The sequence below is a fragment of the Microbacterium shimangi genome, assembly GCF_043556445.1.
Classification (GTDB): domain Bacteria; phylum Actinomycetota; class Actinomycetes; order Actinomycetales; family Microbacteriaceae; genus Microbacterium.
Genome location: NZ_JBIGII010000006.1, coordinates 104,227 through 120,919 on the forward strand (window position 1 = coordinate 104,227; position 16,693 = coordinate 120,919).

The following is a 16,693-nucleotide window of genomic DNA, read 5'->3' on the forward strand; positions in this document are numbered from 1 at the left end:
TCGCTGAGCCTCTCGGCTCCTTCCGACCCGACAGCTTCCGCGCCTCCGAGCGCGGCTCACCCCAGGAGCAATTCGTGCGATACGCCCGCACCGTCACCGACCTCGTCGGCAACACCCCTCTCGTCCGGTTGAACCGCGTGACGGCGGGCATCCGCGCCACCGTTCTGGCGAAGGTGGAGTACTTCAACCCCGGCGGCTCGTCGAAAGATCGCATCGCCGCGAACATCATCGACGCGGCCGAGCGAGAGGGACTCCTCCGCCCCGGCGGAACGATCGTCGAGCCCACGAGCGGCAATACGGGTGTGGGTCTCGCCCTGGTCGCCCAGCAGCGCGGCTACCGGTGCGTGTTCGTCGTGCCCGACAAGGTCGCCGAAGACAAGCGCGCGGTGATGCGCGCCTACGGCGCCGATGTCGTCGTGACCCCGACCGCGGTCGAGCCCGAAGACCCGCAGTCGTACTACAGCGTCTCCGATCGGCTCGTCGCCGAGATTCCCGGGGCCTTCAAGCCCAACCAGTACGCCAACCCGAACGGGCCGCGCAGCCACTACGAGTCGACCGGTCCTGAGGTCTGGCGCGACACCGACGGCCGCCTGACCCACTTCGTCGCCGGCGTCGGAACCGGTGGCACCATCTCGGGCACGGGTCGTTTCCTCCGCGAGGCGTCGGGCGGCGGCGTGCGGATCGTCGGCGTCGACCCCGTCGGCTCGATCTACACCGGCGGCCCGATCCACGGATACGACGTCGAGGGCGTCGGTGAAGACTTCTGGCCGCCCGCCTACGACCCGGGCGTCGTCGACGAACTGCACCAGGTCTCCGACGCCGAGTCGTTCGCGATGACCCGTCGGCTCGCCCGCGAGGAGGGCCTCCTCGTCGGCGGATCGAGCGGCATGGCCGTCGTCGGTGCGCTCCGAGCTGCGCGCGACCTGCCGGAAGAGGCGGTCGTCGTCGTGCTGCTGCCCGATCATGGGCGCGGTTACCTCAGCAAGATCTTCGACGACGAATGGATGGCCGCTCGCGGTTATTCGACAGACGACGTCACCGCAGCATCCTCAGCATCCGCCGGCGAATCGGAGAACCCCTCATGACCACCGAGAACCTCCGCGGCTTCGACAGCCTCGCCGTGCACGCCGGGCAGGACTTCGACCCGACGACCGGCGCTGTGATCCCGCCCGTGCACTTCTCGACGACCTATGCCCAAGACGGCATCGGCGGACTCCGTGAGGGGTATGAGTACGGCCGGAGCGGGAACCCGACGCGAACGGCCCTGCAGACACAGCTCGCCGCGATCGAGGGCGGGCGCCACGCCCTCTCGTTCGCGTCGGGGCTCGCCGCCGAAGACGTGCTGCTGCGCGCCGTCCTCCAGCCGGGCGACGAGGTGCTGCTCGGCAATGATGTCTACGGCGGCACCTATCGCCTCATCGCCCGCGTCCTCGCGCCCTGGGGAGTGAAGCTGCGCGTGGTCGACATGAGCGACGCGGGTGCCGTCGCGGCGGCACTGGACGAACGAGCACCGCGCATCGTGTGGGTCGAGACCCCGAGCAACCCCCTGCTGCGGATCACGGACATCGCCGAGCTGGCACGCGTCTCTCACGAGGCGGGGGCACTGGTGGTCGTCGACAACACCTTCGCCTCGCCCGCGCTGCAGCGCCCGCTCTCGCTCGGCGCCGACGTCGTCGTGCATTCGACCACGAAGTACCTCGGCGGCCACTCCGACGTCGTCGGCGGCGCCCTCGTGCTCGACGACGACGCCCTCGCCGAGAAGGCGGGCTTTCTGCAGTTCGCGGCGGGTGCGATCTCGGGGCCGCTCGACGCGTGGCTGACCACGCGCGGTATCAAGACCCTCGGGGTGCGTATGCAGCGCCACAGCGAGAACGGTCAGGCGGTGGCCGACTACCTCGAGGCGCATCCGAGTGTCGCCCGCGTCTACTATCCGGGCCTTGCGAGCCACCCCGGGCACGAGATCGCCGCGCGCCAGATGTCGGGTTTCGGCGGCATCGTGTCGCTGGCTCTCGAGAACGCGGCCGCGGCGCGGCGCTTCGCCGAGTCGACCACGCTGTTCACCCTCGCCGAGTCGCTCGGGGGCGTCGAATCACTGCTGAATTACCCCGACGCGATGACCCACGCCTCGGTGCGCGGAACCGAGCTCGCCGTGCCCGAAGAGGTCGTTCGCCTGTCGGTCGGAATCGAGTCGATCGACGACCTCATCGGCGACCTCGACAGCGCGCTGCGAACCGTCTGAATCGGCCCTCAGAATCGCGCGGTTCCGCACCGTAGAGCATGGGCGCCACCCTCGTCAACGGGCTTTGTGGAGCATGCCTGTGAGGAGCCTGAACATACCCTCGGACATACCCGAGAGGGCATGTGAAACCCCGTAATGTCGGCTCTGTGATCGGCGCCCGCCGTGAATCTTTTCTCCCCCCAGCACCGACCCCCCGGTGCTGCAGACCGACAGGAGCCGCCCGTGGCCTCACCCGTCGCTTCGACACTTGGACCCGTACGCCAGACGTACGCAACGGCGAAGGACTTCCCGCCCGTTGCGAAGGCCTACACGCAGGTCTCGCAGGTGGTGAAAGAGATGGGTCTGCTGCGACGCGCGCCCCTGTTCTATGCGCTCACCGGCACCGCCATCGCCCTCGGCTTCGCCGGTGCGATCACCGCGTTCCTTCTGCTCGGCGACTCGTGGTGGCAGTTGGCCGTCGCCGCGGCGCTCGGCATCCTCTTCACCCAGGCCGCCTTCATCTCGCACGAGGCCGCCCACAAGCAGATCTTCGCGTCGGGCAAGGCGAACGACCGCCTCGCGCGCATCATCGGCCCCGGCATCGTGGGCATGAGCTACACGTGGTGGGACTCGAAGCACTCCCGCCACCACGCCAACCCCAACCGGGTCGGCAAAGACCCCGACATCGAGATCGACACGATCTCGTTCGTCGAAGAAGATGCGGCGAAGGCCAAGGGCCTCCTCAAGCTGATCACGCGCAAGCAGGGCTACCTGTTCTTCCCGCTGCTCACGCTCGAGGGTCTCAACCTCCACTTCCTCGGAATCAAGCACAACCTGGCCCGCGGCCCGGTACCGCGCCGGTGGGAAGAGCTCACGCTCATCACCCTGCGCCTCGCCGTCGTCATCGTGCCGGTCTTCCTGCTCCTGCCGCTCGGTATGGCGTTCGCCTTCATGGGCGTGCAGCTGGCCGTGTTCGGCGTCTACATGGGTGCGGCGTTCGCTCCGAACCACAAGGGCATGCCGATCATCGACCCGAACGCGCGCCTCGACTTCTTCAGCAAGCAGGTCCGCACCTCGCGCAACGTCGCCGGTGGCTGGTGGGCGACCGCGCTCATGGGCGGGCTCAACTACCAGGTCGAGCACCACCTGTTCCCGAGCATGGCTCGCCCGCACCTCGCGAAGGCTCGCGAGATCGTGATCGAGTACTGCAAGACCTTCGACGTGCCCTACACCGAGACGTCGCTCATCAAGTCGTACGGCATCGTCATCGAGTACCTCAACCGCGTCGGTCTGTCCGCCGGCGGCGATCCCTTCGACTGCCCCGCTGCGGCATCGATGGGCGCGTACCGCAAGGTGTGAGTCGCTCGCCACGACGAGAGTTCTGAGAACGGATGCTGCGCTGATGCGCAGCATCCGTTCTCATTTCTGCGCCCCGGGGTATCTCGACGGGCGGGCTTTCGTTTTGGCGGCACGCATCGTGACGTTCTAGGGTGAAGGTAAGCCTCACCTAAGCAACCCGACCGAGGCGCCCCCCGGCGCCACAGCACGGTCGCACTTCTCCTGCCGGTGGGGCATCCCCTGCACCCCATCGAAAGAGTCCCATGCGCCCTCGTCGCCTCACCGCTGTCGCCGCCCTCGCGGCTGCGGCCGCCCTCGTCCTCGCCGGTTGCAGTACCGGCGCGTCCGCCCCCGCGGGTGAGAGCACCGCCGACACGGCGACCGAGGGATACCCGATCACCATCGAGCACGCGCTCGGCACCACGGTCATCGAGTCGAAGCCCGAGCGCGTCGCCACCGTCCAGTGGGCCAACCACGAGGTGCCGCTGGCCCTCGGCGTCGTGCCCGTGGGAATGGCCGCCGCGAACTTCGGTGACGACGACGGCAACGGCATGCTGCCCTGGGTGGAAGAGAAGCTCGAAGAGCTCGGTGGTGAGGCGCCCGTGCTGTTCGACGAGACCGACGGCATCGATTTCGAGGCCGTGGCGAACACCGACCCCGATGTCATCCTCGCCTCCTACTCCGGCCTCACGCAGGAGGACTACGACACCCTCAGCGAGATCGCGCCGGTCGTCGCCTACCCGGAAGCGGCGTGGTCGACCTCTTGGCGCGACATGATCAAGTTCAACGCCGAGGGCATGGGAATGGGCGCCGAGGGCGATGATCTCGTCGCCGAGATCGAGGGCGAGATCGAGTCCGCCGTCGCGGACCACCCGCAGCTCGAAGGAAAGTCCGCGATGTTCCTCACCCACATCGACCCCACCGACCTCAGCGAGGTCAGCTTCTACACTCCGAACGACACCCGGGCAGCCTTCTTCGCCGACCTCGGGCTGACGACGCCCGGAAGCATCGAAGAAGCCACCGGCGACAGCGGCGAGTTCAGCGGCACCCTCAGCGCCGAGCAGGCCGACGCGCTGTCGGACGTCGACATCATCGTCACCTACGCCGATGCAGAGACCCTCGCGGCGATCAAGGCCAGCCCGCTCCTCTCGCGGGTGCCCGCCATCGCGAACGACGCGATCGTGGCGCTCGACGGAACGGGCCCGCTCGGGACGGCGGCGAACCCGACTCCGCTGTCGATCTCTTTCGTCCTCGACGACTACGTCGACCTCCTCGCCGAAGCTGCCGACAAGGGCCAGTGACCTCCACAGCATCCGTCACCGATTCGGGCGTCGCCATCGTGCGGCGCCCGAATCGCGTGCGCCTGCTGTGGTTCGTCGTCGCTGCCGTCGTGCTCGTCGCCCTGATGGGCGTCTCGGTCGCGGTGGGCTCGCGCGAGGTCGCCTGGGGTGACATCGTCGCCGGCCTCGGGGGGTCGCTCGACAACATCTCGCAGGCAGCGGTGGCCACCCGCGTTCCGCGCACGCTGCTGGCCGTTCTCGTCGGGGCGGCGCTCGGCGTCTCGGGTGCGGTCATGCAGGGAGTCACGCGCAACCCGCTCGCCGACCCGGGCATTCTCGGGGTCAACACGGGCGCCTCGCTGGCCGTCGTGATCGGGATCGCGTGGTTCGGCCTGTCGTCGGCGAGCGCCTACCTGTGGGTCGCGATCGTCGGAGCCGCTGCCGCGGCCCTCTTCGTCTACACCGTCGGTTCGCTGGGCCGCGGGGGAGCGACCCCCCTCAAGCTCGCGCTCGCGGGAGCGGCGACGTCGGCCGCGCTGACCTCTTTCGTGACGGCCGTGTACCTGCCGCGCGGCGATATCTCGGGAACCATCCGGTCGTGGCTCATCGGCGGGGTGGGTGGCGCGACAGCGGAGACCATCGCGCAGGGGCTGCCGTTCCTCGTCGTGGGTCTCATCATCAGCCTGCTCTCGGCACGCAGCCTCAACTCGCTCGCACTCGGCGACGACCTCGCCGCCGGCCTCGGTGAGCGCGTGGCCATCGCCCGCGGGGTCGCCGCTGTCGGAGCGGTGCTGCTCTGCGGGGCAGCGACCGCACTCGCCGGCCCCATCGCGTTCGTCGGCCTGCTCGTCGCCCACGCCAGCCGCCTGCTCGTCGGCGTCGACCATCGCTGGCTGCTGCCGTTCTCGGCGCTGGGCGGTGCAAGCCTGCTCGTCGTCTCCGACGTGGTCGGGCGCATCGTCGCCCGCCCGACGGAGATCGATGCCGGCATCGTCACGGCTCTCATCGGTGCGCCGTTCTTCATCGCCATCGTGCGCCGCCAGAAGGTGCGGGCACTGTGAGCGCCGTTGCCGTCGATCCCGCAGCCGCCGTCGCAGCGGGACGTTCCCAGCGGGGGCGACGGCGGCGCGTGATCCTCAGCATCCTCGCCGCCCTCATCGTGGTCGTCTTCGTCGTGAGCCTCATGGTGGGCGAGACCTTCTACCCACCCTCCGACGTGCTCGGCGTGCTGCTCGGGCAAGACGTTCCGGGGGCGTCCTTCACCGTCGGGCGTCTGCGCGTGCCGCGTGCCACCCTCGCCGTGGTCGTCGGGCTCAGCTTCGGGCTCGCCGGTGTCACGTTCCAGACCATGCTGCGCAACCCTCTGGCGAGCCCCGACATCATCGGGATCAGCGCCGGTGCGAGCGCCGCGGCGGCGTTCGCGATCATCGTCCTCGGCATCCGCGGCTTCGGGGTCTCGCTGTCGGCGATCATCGCCGGTCTGATCGTCGCGGTGCTGGTGTACGCGCTGTCGTATTCGCGCACGGGCGCGGGCACCCGGCTGATCCTCATCGGGATCGGGCTCGCGGCCATGCTGCACGCGGTCACGCAGTACGTGCTGTCGCTCGCCGGCCAGTGGGATCTGCAGGAGGCCCTGCGCTGGATCACGGGGAGCCTCAACGGCGCGACCTGGCAAGAGGTTCTGCCCGCGCTCGGAGCGCTCGCCCTGCTGGGTCCGCTGCTGCTGTCGCGTTCGCGCGACCTCGGCGCGCTGCAGCTCGGCGACGACACCGCCTCTGCCCTCGGGGTGCGGGTCGAACGCACGCGGCTGCTGGTGATCGTCGCCGCCGTCTGCCTCATCTCGTTCGCCACGGCCGCGGCAGGACCGATCGCGTTCGTGGCGTTCTTGTCGGGTCCGATCGCGGCCCGCATCGTGGGTCGCCACGGCTCGCCCCTCCTGCCGGCGGCGCTCGTGGGCGCGCTTCTCGTCCTCGTGGCCGACTTCGCGGGGCAGTACCTTCTCGGACTCCGCTACCCCGTCGGCATCGTGACGGGTGTGCTCGGCGCCCCGTATCTCGTCTACCTCATCGTCCGCACCAACCGCGCCGGAGGTTCCCTGTGACCGCATCGCACACGCTCGTGGCCGAGGGCGTCACGCTCGCCTACGGCGATCGCACCGTCATCGAGGGCCTCGACCTCGAAGTGCCCGCCGGGCGCATCACGGCGATCGTCGGGCCGAACGCCTGCGGCAAGTCGACGCTGCTGCGCGCCATGTCGCGCCTGCTCCCTCCGCGCGCAGGGCGCGTCGTGCTCGACGGGAGGGCGGTGCACCGGATGCCGGCGAAGGAACTCGCCCGCACCCTGGGGCTGCTGCCGCAGTCGCCGATCGCCCCCGAGGGCATCACCGTCGCCGACCTCGTCGGTCGCGGCCGCCACCCCCACCAGGGAATGCTCTCGCGCTGGACCCGCGCCGACGACATCGCCGTCGCCGAGGCGCTCGAGGCGACCGACACCGCGGTGCTCGCCGACCGCTCGGTCGACGAACTGTCGGGCGGGCAAAGGCAGCGCGTATGGATCGCGATGGCCCTGGCGCAGCAGACCGACCTGCTGCTGCTCGACGAGCCGACGACGTTCCTCGATGTGAGCCACCAGGTCGAGGTGCTCGATCTGCTCACCGACCTCAACCGCACGCGTGGAACGACGATCGTCATGGTGCTGCACGACCTCAACATGGCCGCCCGCTACGGCGACCACCTGATCGCGATGACCGACGGGGCGATCGCGGCGGCGGGAACCCCCGAAGTGGTGCTGACGGCGCAGACGGTCGAGCAGGTCTTCGGCATCCGCAGTCTGGTGATCCCCGATCCGACATCGGGGCGCCCGTTGATGCTCCCCATCGGACGCCATCACGCGAACACCGCCGGAATCTGACATCCTCGGCTCATCGCCACAAGCGGAGGAGTCCCCATGCGCATCGCCGTCGCGTCCGAGATCAAGAACAACGAGAACCGCGTCGCTCTGACGCCGGCCGGGGTAGACGCCCTCGTCAGGCGCGGCCACGACGTCATCGTGCAGGCCGGAGCGGGGGTGGGCAGCGGCGTCCCCGATGAGCGTTATCGCGCGGCCGGCGCCGAACTCGTGGACTCCGCCGACGAGGTCTGGGGGCGGGCCGATCTGCTCGTGAAGGTCAAAGAGCCGATCGCCGAGGAGTACCGTCACCTGCGCCCCGACCTCACCCTGTTCACCTACCTGCACCTGGCCGCCGATCGCCCCCTCACCGATGCGCTCATCGCGGCGGGAACGACCGCGGTGGCCTACGAGACCGTGCAGCTGGCCGATCGCACGCTGCCGCTCCTGGCGCCGATGAGCGAGGTGGCGGGCCGCCTCTCGATCGTCGTCGGCGCGGGGTCGCTGCTGCGGGCCGCCGGCGGGCGGGGGATGCTCCTGGGTGGCGTGCCCGGAACCCCGAAGGCCAAGGTCGTCGTCATCGGCGGGGGCGTGGCCGGTGAGCATGCCGCAGCCAACGCGCTCGGCCTCGGTGCGCAGGTCACGGTGATCGACATCTCGCTGCCGCGGTTGACGGCGCTCGAGGCCCGGTTCGGCGGGGCGATTCAGACGCGCGCCTCGACCCGTTACGAGATCGCGGATCAGCTGGCCGACGCCGACCTCGTGATCGGATCGGTGCTCATTCCCGGTGCTGCCGCCCCCAAACTCGTCACCGACGACATGGTCGCGGCGATGAAGCCCGGGTCGGTGCTCGTGGACATCGCGATCGACCAGGGCGGCTGCTTCGAGGGCTCGCACCCGACGACGCACGACGCGCCCACCTTCGCCGTGCACGACTCGCTCTACTACTGCGTCGCCAACATGCCCGGGGCGGTGCCGCACACCTCGACCCGTGCGCTGAGCAACGCGACCCTGCCGTACGTCACGGCGATCGCCGACCTCGGGTGGAGCGCAGCATCCGCCGCCGACCCCGCCCTCGCGAAGGGACTCAACGTGCGCGGGGGCGAGGTCGTCAACGACGGTGTGCGGGCGGCGTTCGGGCTGTGACCGGTTCCCGCGAACGAGAGGGCGAGTCGATGAAGGCGGATGCTGCCGTGCCCGACGACTGGTGGAAGAGCGCCGTCGTCTACCAGGTGTACCCGAGGAGCTTCCAGGACTCCGGCGGTGACGGGATCGGCGATCTGCGAGGCATCCTGTCGCGACTCGACCATCTGCAGCGTCTGGGCGTGGACGTCATCTGGCTCTCTCCGGTCTACCGGTCGCCGCAGGCCGACAACGGGTACGACATCAGCGACTATCAAGACATCGACCCGGTCTTCGGCACGCTCGATGACTTCGACGCGCTGCTCTCGGCGGTGCATGCCCGGGGCATGAAGCTCGTCATGGATCTCGTGGTCAACCACAGCTCCGACGAGCATCCGTGGTTCGTCGAATCGCGGGCGAGCATCGACAACCCGAAACGCGATTGGTACTGGTGGCGCTCGCCCCGCCCCGGCACGGTCGGCGGGGAGCCCGGTGCGGAGCCGACGAACTGGGAGTCGTTCTTCTCGGGCCCCGCCTGGGAGTGGGACGCCTCGACGGGCCAGTACTACCTCCACCTCTTCGACCGCAAGCAGCCCGACCTGAACTGGGAGAACCCCGAGGTCCGCGCGGCCGTCTACGCCATGATGCGCTGGTGGCTCGATCGCGGGGTCGACGGTTTTCGGATGGACGTCATCAATCTGATCTCGAAGCATCCCGATCTTCCCGACGGTGTGTCCCGCGAGGGGGCGACGCTCGCCGACGGTGCGCCGTTCTACACCGCCGGACCGCGGCTGCACGAGTTTCTGCAGGAGATGCACCGCGAGGTCTTCGACGGGCGTCGCGGTCTCATCACGGTGGGCGAGACCCCCGGCGTGACCCCCGAAGAGGCCGTGCTCTTCACCGACCCCTCCCGGCGCGAGGTCGACATGGTGTTCCAATTCGAGCACGTCGGTCTCGACCACGGTCCGACGACGAAGTTCTGCTCGCGACGGCTCGAGCCCGGAGAACTCGCGGCGTCGTTCACCCGCTGGCAGGAGGCGCTCGCCGAGGTCGGTTGGAACAGCCTCTACCTGGGCAACCACGATCAGGCGAGGCCCGTGACCCGGTTCGGCGACGACACGCGATGGTGGCGGGAGTCGGCCACAGCGCTCGCGACGATCCTCCACCTGCAGCGCGGCACGCCGTACATCTATCAGGGCGAAGAGATCGGCATGACGAACGCGCCCTTCGGGGGCATCGACGACTTCCGTGATGTCGAATCGCTGAACTTCTACGCCGCAGACGTGGCCGCCGGCAGCAGCCCCGCGGAGTCGCTGCGGGGCCTGGCGTCGATGAGCCGCGACAACGCGCGCACCCCCGTGCAGTGGGACGGCTCGGCCACGGCCGGCTTCACCACCGGCGAGCCCTGGATCGCGGTGAACCCGAACGCGCGCGAGGTGAACGCCGCCGCCCAGTACGGCGTCGCAGGATCGGTGTTCGAGCACTACCGCTCGCTCATCGCGCTGCGCCACGACAGGCGAGTCGTCGGGCACGGGTCGTTCGAGCGGATCGACGCGGGCGACGAGGCGATCTTCGCCTTCGAGCGGGTGCTCGGTGACGAGCGGATGCTGGTCGTCGCTAACCTCTCGTCGGAGCCGCGCGGCGTGGGGCTCGCCCCCGAGGTCGCCGCGCGCTGGGCGACTGCCACCATCGTGCTGTCGAACCTCGACGACGGAGACGTCGCGGCAGACGCGCCGCTGAGCCCCTGGGAGGCGAGGGTCTTCTCGGTGTGACGCGCGGTATTTCCGCTCAGGCGTTCTTGTACGACTTCAGTCGGGTGAGCAGCGCCGGGGCCGTCCGGTCGAGTACCCGGCCGCCGACGAGGACGCCGATCGCGCAGAGGATCAGCCCGAGTACGACGCCGACGGCGACGGTCAGCCAGGTCCAGAGCGGCCCCCCGAGGGCGAGGGCGAGGATCGCGAGCACGATCTCGGGTGCGGCCAGCACGCCCGCGACGAACCAGAGGCCGATACCGGCCAAGCCCATCGTGAAGGTCGCCCCGGGGACGCGCTTGAACGGACTGTCGCCGCTGGCGGCCACGGGAACCACCAGGAGCGCCGAGCTCACCGCGCACACTCCGTAGGCGGTGAGCAGCACACCGAACGAGGCTCCGAGCACGGCGGGCAGTGCGTCCCAGCGCCCCGAGAGTCCGACGGTGACCAGGCAGACGACGGCGATGAGCGGAACGGCGACGGATGCTGCGGCCAGGGTTCGCCCGAAGCGGTCGGCGACGCCGCGGATCCCGGTCTGGAGCACTCCCGCGAACGCCGTGCCGTCGTACGAGATGATCGTGTACGGCGCGATGCCGACGAAGAACGCCGACCCGATGGCCGACCCCGCGAAGAACGGGCTGGTGAGGTCGCCGCCGCTGTAGAACAGCACGAAGATCGGAACGAGCGGCGCCAGCATCAGCTGCTGAAGGTAGCGCGCGTCGCGCAGCCAGTAGGTGAGCGAGCGTGCCCAGGTGGCGCCGACGGCGCCGGTGGGCATGCGGCCGAACCAGCCGAGCGAGCCGGCCTTGCCGCGCCGCGTGGCGGAGCGGGGCGGCGAAACGGTCGACGCGGCGAGGCTCCGCTGCCACAGCAGCCAGAGACCGGCGAGGGTGGCGACCGCGATGAGCGCCTTCAGCAGGGCCGTGACAGGCGACCCGGCGGCGATGTCGCCCGGCACCGCCCAGGCCGCAGCGATCGGGGTCCACGAGAGACCGTCGAGGATGCGGGTGAACTGGGCGCCCGACTCGACGCCGCTCTGGAGCAGCTGCGTGACGCCGAGGAAGATGGGTCCGGCGAACAGCAGCGCGACGAAGGCGATGAGGCCGACGGTCTCCTGCACGCGACGTCGGCCGCCGAGGCCCGAGGCGAGCGCTGCGACCGTGCGCGAGGCGACGACGCAGATCGCGACGCCGAGCGGCACGCACACCAGAGCCGCGACGAGCGCGATCGGCCAGCGCCACCACGCGGCGAAGGTTGCGATGCCGCCGAGAAGGGTGGCGAGTCCCGGAATGCCGGTCACCCCCGCGATCGCGAGGGCGATCATCATCCGACCCGTGGTGAGCGGGAAGGTGGCGAGCTTGGCGGGGTCGAGCGTCGTGTCGATGCCGGCGACGAAGATGGGGGCGAGCACCCAGCCCAGCGTCAGGAGCGCTCCACCGATGACGATGGCGTAGCGCGCAGCATCCACCCCCAGCGAACCCGCGAAGAAGAGGCCGACCGCCACGAACAGCAGCATGGTGAGCGCCCACAGCGAGCTGACGATGAAGCCGACGAGCTGCCAGGGACTGCGGGTGAGCGTGTTTCCGAGGATGCGGAAGCGGATCCTCAGGAGCGTCGCAACCACTCGGGGCCTTCCGTGTGGTGGCGACCGCCGACGAGCTGCACGAAGCGGTCTTGCAGACTCTCGCCGGCGCGCACCTCGTCGACGGTGCCCGCGGCGAGGAGGCGCCCGTTGCCGATGACGGCCACGTGGTCGCACATGCGCTGCACGAGATCCATCGAGTGGCTCGAGACGATCACCGTCCCGCCGCCCTGGGTGTAGCCCCGCAGGATGTCTTCGATGTTCGCCGCCGAGACCGGGTCGACCGACTCGAACGGCTCGTCGAGCACGAGAAGCCGCGGCGCGTGCACGAGGGCGCACGCCAACGCGATCTTCTTCGTCATGCCGGCCGAGTAGTCGACGACCGGAGTGCCGGCCGCTTCGCCGAGGTCCATGATGCGCAGCAGGTCGGCGGTGCGCTGCTGGATCTCGTCACGGGCGAGGCCGAACATCATGCCGGTGTAGGTCACGAGCTGCTCGCCGGTCAGGCGGTCGAACAGTTTGACGCCGTCGGCGAGGTTGCCGATCATCGCCTTCGCCTCGACGGGGTGCGCCCAGACGTCGACCCCGTGGATGGCCGCGGTGCCGGCATCGGGGCGCAGCAGCCCGGTGGCCATCGAGAGCGTCGTCGTCTTGCCGGCGCCGTTCGGGCCGACGAGGCCGTAGAACGACCCGGTCGGAACGACGAGGTCGAGCCGGTCGACGGCCACCTTGTCGCCGAAGCGCTTGACGAGTTCTGACAGCGCCATCGCGGGCACGCCCGGATCGGCGGGTGGAGGAGCGGTTACAGGAAGCGACAGGTCGCGAGGGTCGGCCACACGATGAACCTATCGGGGTCTTGCGCGCCGCCACCACCGGCGCGGCCTTCCGTCACCCGCGGCAATTCGCCCGGTGCGCCGCAGCATCCGCTGCACTTCGCGTCATCCGCGGCACGGGGAAGCGGCGCGGATGCCGGAAAGTGCAGCGCACACGAGAGGGTGCTGGTCGCGTGGCGTGGCGGTTACCGTTCGGGCGGCGTGGGGGCGTCTTCTGCCGCGGTCGCACGTTCGAGGCGACGCAGGCGGCGGCGGGCGAAATCCTGGGCGCGCGGACCCGAGCCCAGGGCGCGGGCAGAGATCCGCAGGACGAGCCGGGTCAGCGTGACCACCGGCAGCGGCGAGCGTCGGAGGCCCAGCATCTTGCGCCATTCGCGGGGGAGCGAGGCTACGGCCGCGGCGAACAGCACGCGGTAGGCGAGACCCATGGCGCCGTCGAAGGGCGGCTTGCGGAGGAACTTCACGACCTCGTCGACGCGCTCGTCGCGGCGGAGCTCGCCGCGGGTGCGGAAGCCCTCCATCGCCGCGCGCAGCTGCGCCTCCGTCGTCGGTGGTTCCGGTACCCGCATGAGACGGCCGGCCGTCGCCCACTCCGCGACATACGCATCGGCGCCGCCGGGGATCGGCGCGCCCCACAGCTGGTGGCTGCGGAGGAACGCGTCGGCGAAGGCCAAGTGCACCCACGTCACCAGGTCGCTCGCGTCGGCGGTGTAGCCGCGGGTCTCGCCGTCGCCGGCGGTGTACTCGCCCTGCACGCGCCGGTGCTTCCGGCCGACCAGGGCGGTCTCGGCCTCGGCCTGAGTGCGAGAGCCGTAGGTGACGCAGATGATCCACCGCACCGTTCCGGTGAGCCGCCCGATCGGGTCTTCCCTGTACCGCGACCAGTCGTGCACGCCGGCGAGGGCGCCGGGATGCAGTGCCTGCACGAGGAGTGCACGAATACCGGCCACCAGGGTTCCCATGCCGCCGTGCACGATCCATGCGGCGCCGTCTTCGGGGAAGAAGCCGTCGTCGTCGCCGTCTTCGAGGGCCCTGACCCACCCGGGGGTTCCGTTCGGGTCGCCGGCGAGGGCGGTCAGCAGCCGTCCCCGCAGGGACTCCCGTCGACCATCGGATGCTGCCATCTCCCCAGGGTGCCACCGCCACCGGTCGATGGCTGCGAGTTCGTACGGCGTCGAACGAACGCATCAGCTCGAACGCGGAGACGCCGCTCGCCCCTCCGCAACCGGGTCGAGGGCCGGCCGGTGGGAGGATCTCCGCCGATGGGGGCGTCTTGATCGGACGTTAAGATGGTCGGGTCGGTACGAACGCCTACTCCGCCCGTCTCTTGTCCGTCTGCGCGGGCGGGGAGAGTCGGCGGGGTTCGACCTCAGCGACCGCGAGAAGAAGCACGGTGGCGGCATGACAGAGCCTGCGAGCAAAGGGTGGCAGCGTCCGAACATCTACGACGTCGCGAAGATCGCGGGTGTCTCGCACATGACTGTCTCGCGCGTGCTCAACGAGCATCCCAATATCCGACAGACCACTCGAGAACGTGTGCTGCAAGTCATCGAAGAGATGAACTACACGCGGAGTTCGATCGCTCGTGCGCTCGCGACACGGCGGGCCATGCGCATCGGGGTCCTCGTCGACAGTCCGGTGCAGTACGGCCCCAACAGCACCCTCCGGGCGCTCGAGAGTGCCGCCCGCGAGGCCGGCTACTCCATCAGCGCGGTCTCGATCTCTGACGACGGGGGGCTCCGCGTCGACGAGGGTGTGGTCGAGCTCGTCACGCAAGGCGTCGACGCCCTCTGCGTCATCGCCCCCCGGGAGTCGGCTCTCGACCTTCTCGGCCAGAGGGTCGAGGGCATTCCCACCCTCATCATCAAGTCCGAGCCACACGCGGGGATGCACACGGTGGGTGTCGATCAGGCCAGGGGTGCGGAACTCGCGGTCGCGCATCTCGTGAGCCTCGGTCACCGCTCCATCGCCCACGTGGCGGGCCCCCTGGATTGGTTCGACGCCCGTGCCCGCAACGAAGCGTGGCACGCGACCCTGGTTCGGGGGGACCTTCCCCTGTCCGAGCCGTTCGTCGGTGACTGGACGTCGGACTTCGGCTACGAGCTCGGCTCGTCAGGCGAGCTCGCCGGGGCCACTGCTGTCTTCGCGGCGAACGACCAGATGGCGCTCGGGGTCATTCACGGCCTCGCGACCCGCGGAATCCGCGTTCCCGCAGACGTCAGTGTCGTCGGGGTGGACGATCTGCCAGACGCTCGACACTTCCTCCCCCCGCTGACCACTGTGCGCCAGGATTTCGCGGCCCTGGGCACCCGGGCGCTCCAGTTGGTCGTAGACGCGATCGGCGGCGAGACCGCCGAGCAGCACGAGATGATCGAGCCGACACTGGTCGTCCGCGACTCGACGGCCGCGGTTCGAGCAGACGTCGGCGCCCCGTCTCACCGCTTCTGACACCCTCGGTAACAAGAAGGTAACGAGTTCTGGGGTGAGGGCGCCGGCCCCATTGTTAGCGCGCACAATGAAATCGCACGCACCAGTGAGTGTCCCGAGTTGGGGCACCGCAAAACTGCTCCGACATCAGCGTCGGAGAATCTCAAGGAGGAGAATCATGGCACGCAATAAGCGACTGCTCGGAGCGATCGGCTTCGCAGGTGTCGGTGCACTCGCGCTCGGACTCGCGGGCTGCTCAGGTGGGGGCGAAGAAGGTGGCAGCGACCTGATCTCGGTCGGATTCGTCGCGGTCGGTCCCGAGGGCTCGTGGCGTGAAGCCAACGAGGCCAACATCCAGGAAACGTTCACCGAGGAGGCAGGTTTCGAGCTCAGCTATGCGCCCGCGACCAACCTCGACCAGGCTTCGCAGATCTCGGCCTTCACATCGTTCGTCGACTCCGGCGTCGACGTCATCCTGCTCTCGGCCACCGAGGCCTCCGGCTGGGAAGACTCGCTCGCCCGTGCGCAGGAGGCCGAGATTCCGGTCATCCTCCTCGACCGCGGCATCGACCCCGACAACCCCGACCTGTACGTGACGCGAATCGCGCCCGACAACGTCGTCGTCGCCGAGGCCGTCGGCGAGTGGGCCGTGTCGGAATTCCCCGACGGAGGCAACTACATCGTTCTCGAGGGTCCGGCCGGTGTCGGCGTCGTGAACGAGCGCAACGAGGGCTTCGATGCGGCCGTCGAGGGCTCTGGGCTCGTCAAGGTCGCATCGCAGACCGCGAACTGGACCACCGACGAGGGCCGTAGCGTCACCGAGACGTTGCTGCAGGCGAACAACAACGACATCCAGTTCGTCTTCGCGCAGAACGACGAGATGGGTCTGGGCGCGGCCCAGGCTGTCGAAGAAGCCGGCCTGACCCCGGGCGTAGACGTCAAGATCGCCACGATCGACGGCACCGAAGGGGCGATGGAGGCCCTGGCTGCCGGCACGCTCAGCTTCGTCCACGAGTACAACCCGCTGTTCGGCGACACGGCCCTCGAAGCCGTCGAGGCCGCGCTCGAGGGAACCGAGGTCGAGCCTTACATCATCGTCCCGAGCGAGGCCTTCGATTCGGCGGAAGCCGCGGAAGCCGCGTTGCCCGACCGTCAGTACTGATCTCCACCTAGACGATCGGCGGTGGGGGGGGGGGGTGGGGGGAAGCAAACCCCCCGCCCCGCCAAAAACAACAAAAGACAAAACAAGGGGAAAA

The 16,693-nt window shown here is 69.5% G+C and carries 14 protein-coding genes; 11 read left to right on the forward strand and 3 right to left on the reverse strand.

Features of this window, described 5'->3' with window-relative positions; all coding sequences use genetic code 11:
• The first annotated feature begins 74 nt into the window (after nucleotides 1–74).
• The 9 genes from ACFXQA_RS13425 to ACFXQA_RS13465 all read left to right on the forward strand — a co-directional run bounded on the left by ACFXQA_RS13425 (nucleotide 75) and on the right by ACFXQA_RS13465 (nucleotide 10,616).
• Nucleotides 75–1,085, forward strand: a complete 1,011-nt coding sequence (locus ACFXQA_RS13425; RefSeq protein WP_394520382.1) for a pyridoxal-phosphate dependent enzyme — start codon at nucleotides 75–77, stop codon at nucleotides 1,083–1,085.
• Nucleotides 1,082–2,239, forward strand: coding sequence for a cystathionine gamma-synthase (locus tag ACFXQA_RS13430; RefSeq protein ID WP_394520383.1), 1,158 nt, complete (start codon nucleotides 1,082–1,084; stop codon nucleotides 2,237–2,239). Before ACFXQA_RS13425 ends, ACFXQA_RS13430 begins: the two co-directional genes overlap by 4 nt.
• Before the next feature lie 222 nt (nucleotides 2,240–2,461).
• Nucleotides 2,462–3,577: a fatty acid desaturase family protein gene (locus ACFXQA_RS13435; RefSeq protein WP_394520384.1), complete on the forward strand. Its 1,116-nt coding sequence runs from the start codon at nucleotides 2,462–2,464 to the stop codon at nucleotides 3,575–3,577.
• Nucleotides 3,578–3,819: 242 nt separating this feature from the next.
• Entirely contained in the window at nucleotides 3,820–4,857 is a 1,038-nt protein-coding gene (locus tag ACFXQA_RS13440) for an iron-siderophore ABC transporter substrate-binding protein (protein WP_394520385.1), read from the forward strand.
• Entirely contained in the window at nucleotides 4,854–5,897 is a 1,044-nt protein-coding gene (locus tag ACFXQA_RS13445; RefSeq protein ID WP_394520386.1) for a FecCD family ABC transporter permease, read from the forward strand. Before ACFXQA_RS13440 ends, ACFXQA_RS13445 begins: the two co-directional genes overlap by 4 nt.
• On the forward strand, nucleotides 5,894–6,937 hold the full coding sequence (locus ACFXQA_RS13450; RefSeq protein ID WP_394520387.1) for a FecCD family ABC transporter permease: 1,044 nt from the start codon (nucleotides 5,894–5,896) through the stop codon (nucleotides 6,935–6,937). The genes ACFXQA_RS13445 and ACFXQA_RS13450 overlap by 4 nt, the downstream gene beginning before the upstream one ends.
• On the forward strand, nucleotides 6,934–7,746 hold the full coding sequence (locus tag ACFXQA_RS13455) for an ABC transporter ATP-binding protein (RefSeq protein WP_394520388.1): 813 nt from the start codon (nucleotides 6,934–6,936) through the stop codon (nucleotides 7,744–7,746). The genes ACFXQA_RS13450 and ACFXQA_RS13455 overlap by 4 nt, the downstream gene beginning before the upstream one ends.
• A 36-nt stretch (nucleotides 7,747–7,782) precedes the next feature.
• On the forward strand, nucleotides 7,783–8,868 hold the full coding sequence (gene ald, locus ACFXQA_RS13460) for an alanine dehydrogenase (RefSeq protein WP_394520389.1): 1,086 nt from the start codon (nucleotides 7,783–7,785) through the stop codon (nucleotides 8,866–8,868).
• A gap of 29 nt (nucleotides 8,869–8,897) precedes the next feature.
• Nucleotides 8,898–10,616, forward strand: a complete 1,719-nt coding sequence (locus tag ACFXQA_RS13465) for a glycoside hydrolase family 13 protein (RefSeq protein WP_394520396.1) — start codon at nucleotides 8,898–8,900, stop codon at nucleotides 10,614–10,616.
• Nucleotides 10,617–10,632: 16 nt separating this feature from the next.
• Here ACFXQA_RS13465 and ACFXQA_RS13470 read toward each other — a convergent pair whose 3' ends face one another.
• The 3 genes from ACFXQA_RS13470 to ACFXQA_RS13480 all read right to left on the reverse strand — a co-directional run bounded on the left by ACFXQA_RS13470 (nucleotide 10,633) and on the right by ACFXQA_RS13480 (nucleotide 14,134).
• Nucleotides 10,633–12,219, reverse strand: coding sequence for a hypothetical protein (locus ACFXQA_RS13470; RefSeq protein ID WP_394520390.1), 1,587 nt, complete (start codon nucleotides 12,217–12,219; stop codon nucleotides 10,633–10,635).
• Nucleotides 12,201–12,944 (reverse strand): ABC transporter ATP-binding protein, encoded by a 744-nt coding sequence (locus tag ACFXQA_RS13475; RefSeq protein WP_394520397.1) that lies wholly within the window; start codon nucleotides 12,942–12,944, stop codon nucleotides 12,201–12,203. Before ACFXQA_RS13475 ends, ACFXQA_RS13470 begins: the two co-directional genes overlap by 19 nt.
• 251 nt (nucleotides 12,945–13,195) lie before the next feature.
• On the reverse strand, nucleotides 13,196–14,134 hold the full coding sequence (locus ACFXQA_RS13480; RefSeq protein WP_394520391.1) for an oxygenase MpaB family protein: 939 nt from the start codon (nucleotides 14,132–14,134) through the stop codon (nucleotides 13,196–13,198).
• A 277-nt stretch (nucleotides 14,135–14,411) separates the two neighbouring features.
• Between ACFXQA_RS13480 and ACFXQA_RS13485 the strand changes: the two genes are divergently transcribed.
• Both ACFXQA_RS13485 and ACFXQA_RS13490 read left to right on the forward strand, forming a co-directional pair.
• On the forward strand, nucleotides 14,412–15,458 hold the full coding sequence (locus ACFXQA_RS13485) for a LacI family DNA-binding transcriptional regulator (RefSeq protein WP_394520392.1): 1,047 nt from the start codon (nucleotides 14,412–14,414) through the stop codon (nucleotides 15,456–15,458).
• Nucleotides 15,459–15,615: 157 nt separating this feature from the next.
• Nucleotides 15,616–16,599, forward strand: a complete 984-nt coding sequence (locus ACFXQA_RS13490; RefSeq protein WP_394520393.1) for an ABC transporter substrate-binding protein — start codon at nucleotides 15,616–15,618, stop codon at nucleotides 16,597–16,599.
• Nucleotides 16,600–16,693 lie beyond the last annotated feature (94 nt).

What these genes read in the sequence shown, in the direction of transcription:
- ACFXQA_RS13430 (WP_394520383.1), top strand. Translation starts at nt 1,082, where the DNA reads ATGACCACCGAGAACCTCCGCGGCTTCGACAGCCTCGCCGTGCACGCC.
- ACFXQA_RS13440 (WP_394520385.1), top strand. Translation starts at nt 3,820, where the DNA reads ATGCGCCCTCGTCGCCTCACCGCTGTCGCCGCCCTCGCGGCTGCGGCC.
- ald (WP_394520389.1), top strand. Translation starts at nt 7,783, where the DNA reads ATGCGCATCGCCGTCGCGTCCGAGATCAAGAACAACGAGAACCGCGTC.
- ACFXQA_RS13465 (WP_394520396.1), top strand. Translation starts at nt 8,898, where the DNA reads ATGAAGGCGGATGCTGCCGTGCCCGACGACTGGTGGAAGAGCGCCGTC.
- ACFXQA_RS13475 (WP_394520397.1), bottom strand. Translation starts at nt 12,944, where the DNA reads ATGGCGCTGTCAGAACTCGTCAAGCGCTTCGGCGACAAGGTGGCCGTC.
- ACFXQA_RS13480 (WP_394520391.1), bottom strand. Translation starts at nt 14,134, where the DNA reads ATGGCAGCATCCGATGGTCGACGGGAGTCCCTGCGGGGACGGCTGCTG.
- ACFXQA_RS13485 (WP_394520392.1), top strand. Translation starts at nt 14,412, where the DNA reads ATGACAGAGCCTGCGAGCAAAGGGTGGCAGCGTCCGAACATCTACGAC.
- ACFXQA_RS13490 (WP_394520393.1), top strand. Translation starts at nt 15,616, where the DNA reads ATGGCACGCAATAAGCGACTGCTCGGAGCGATCGGCTTCGCAGGTGTC.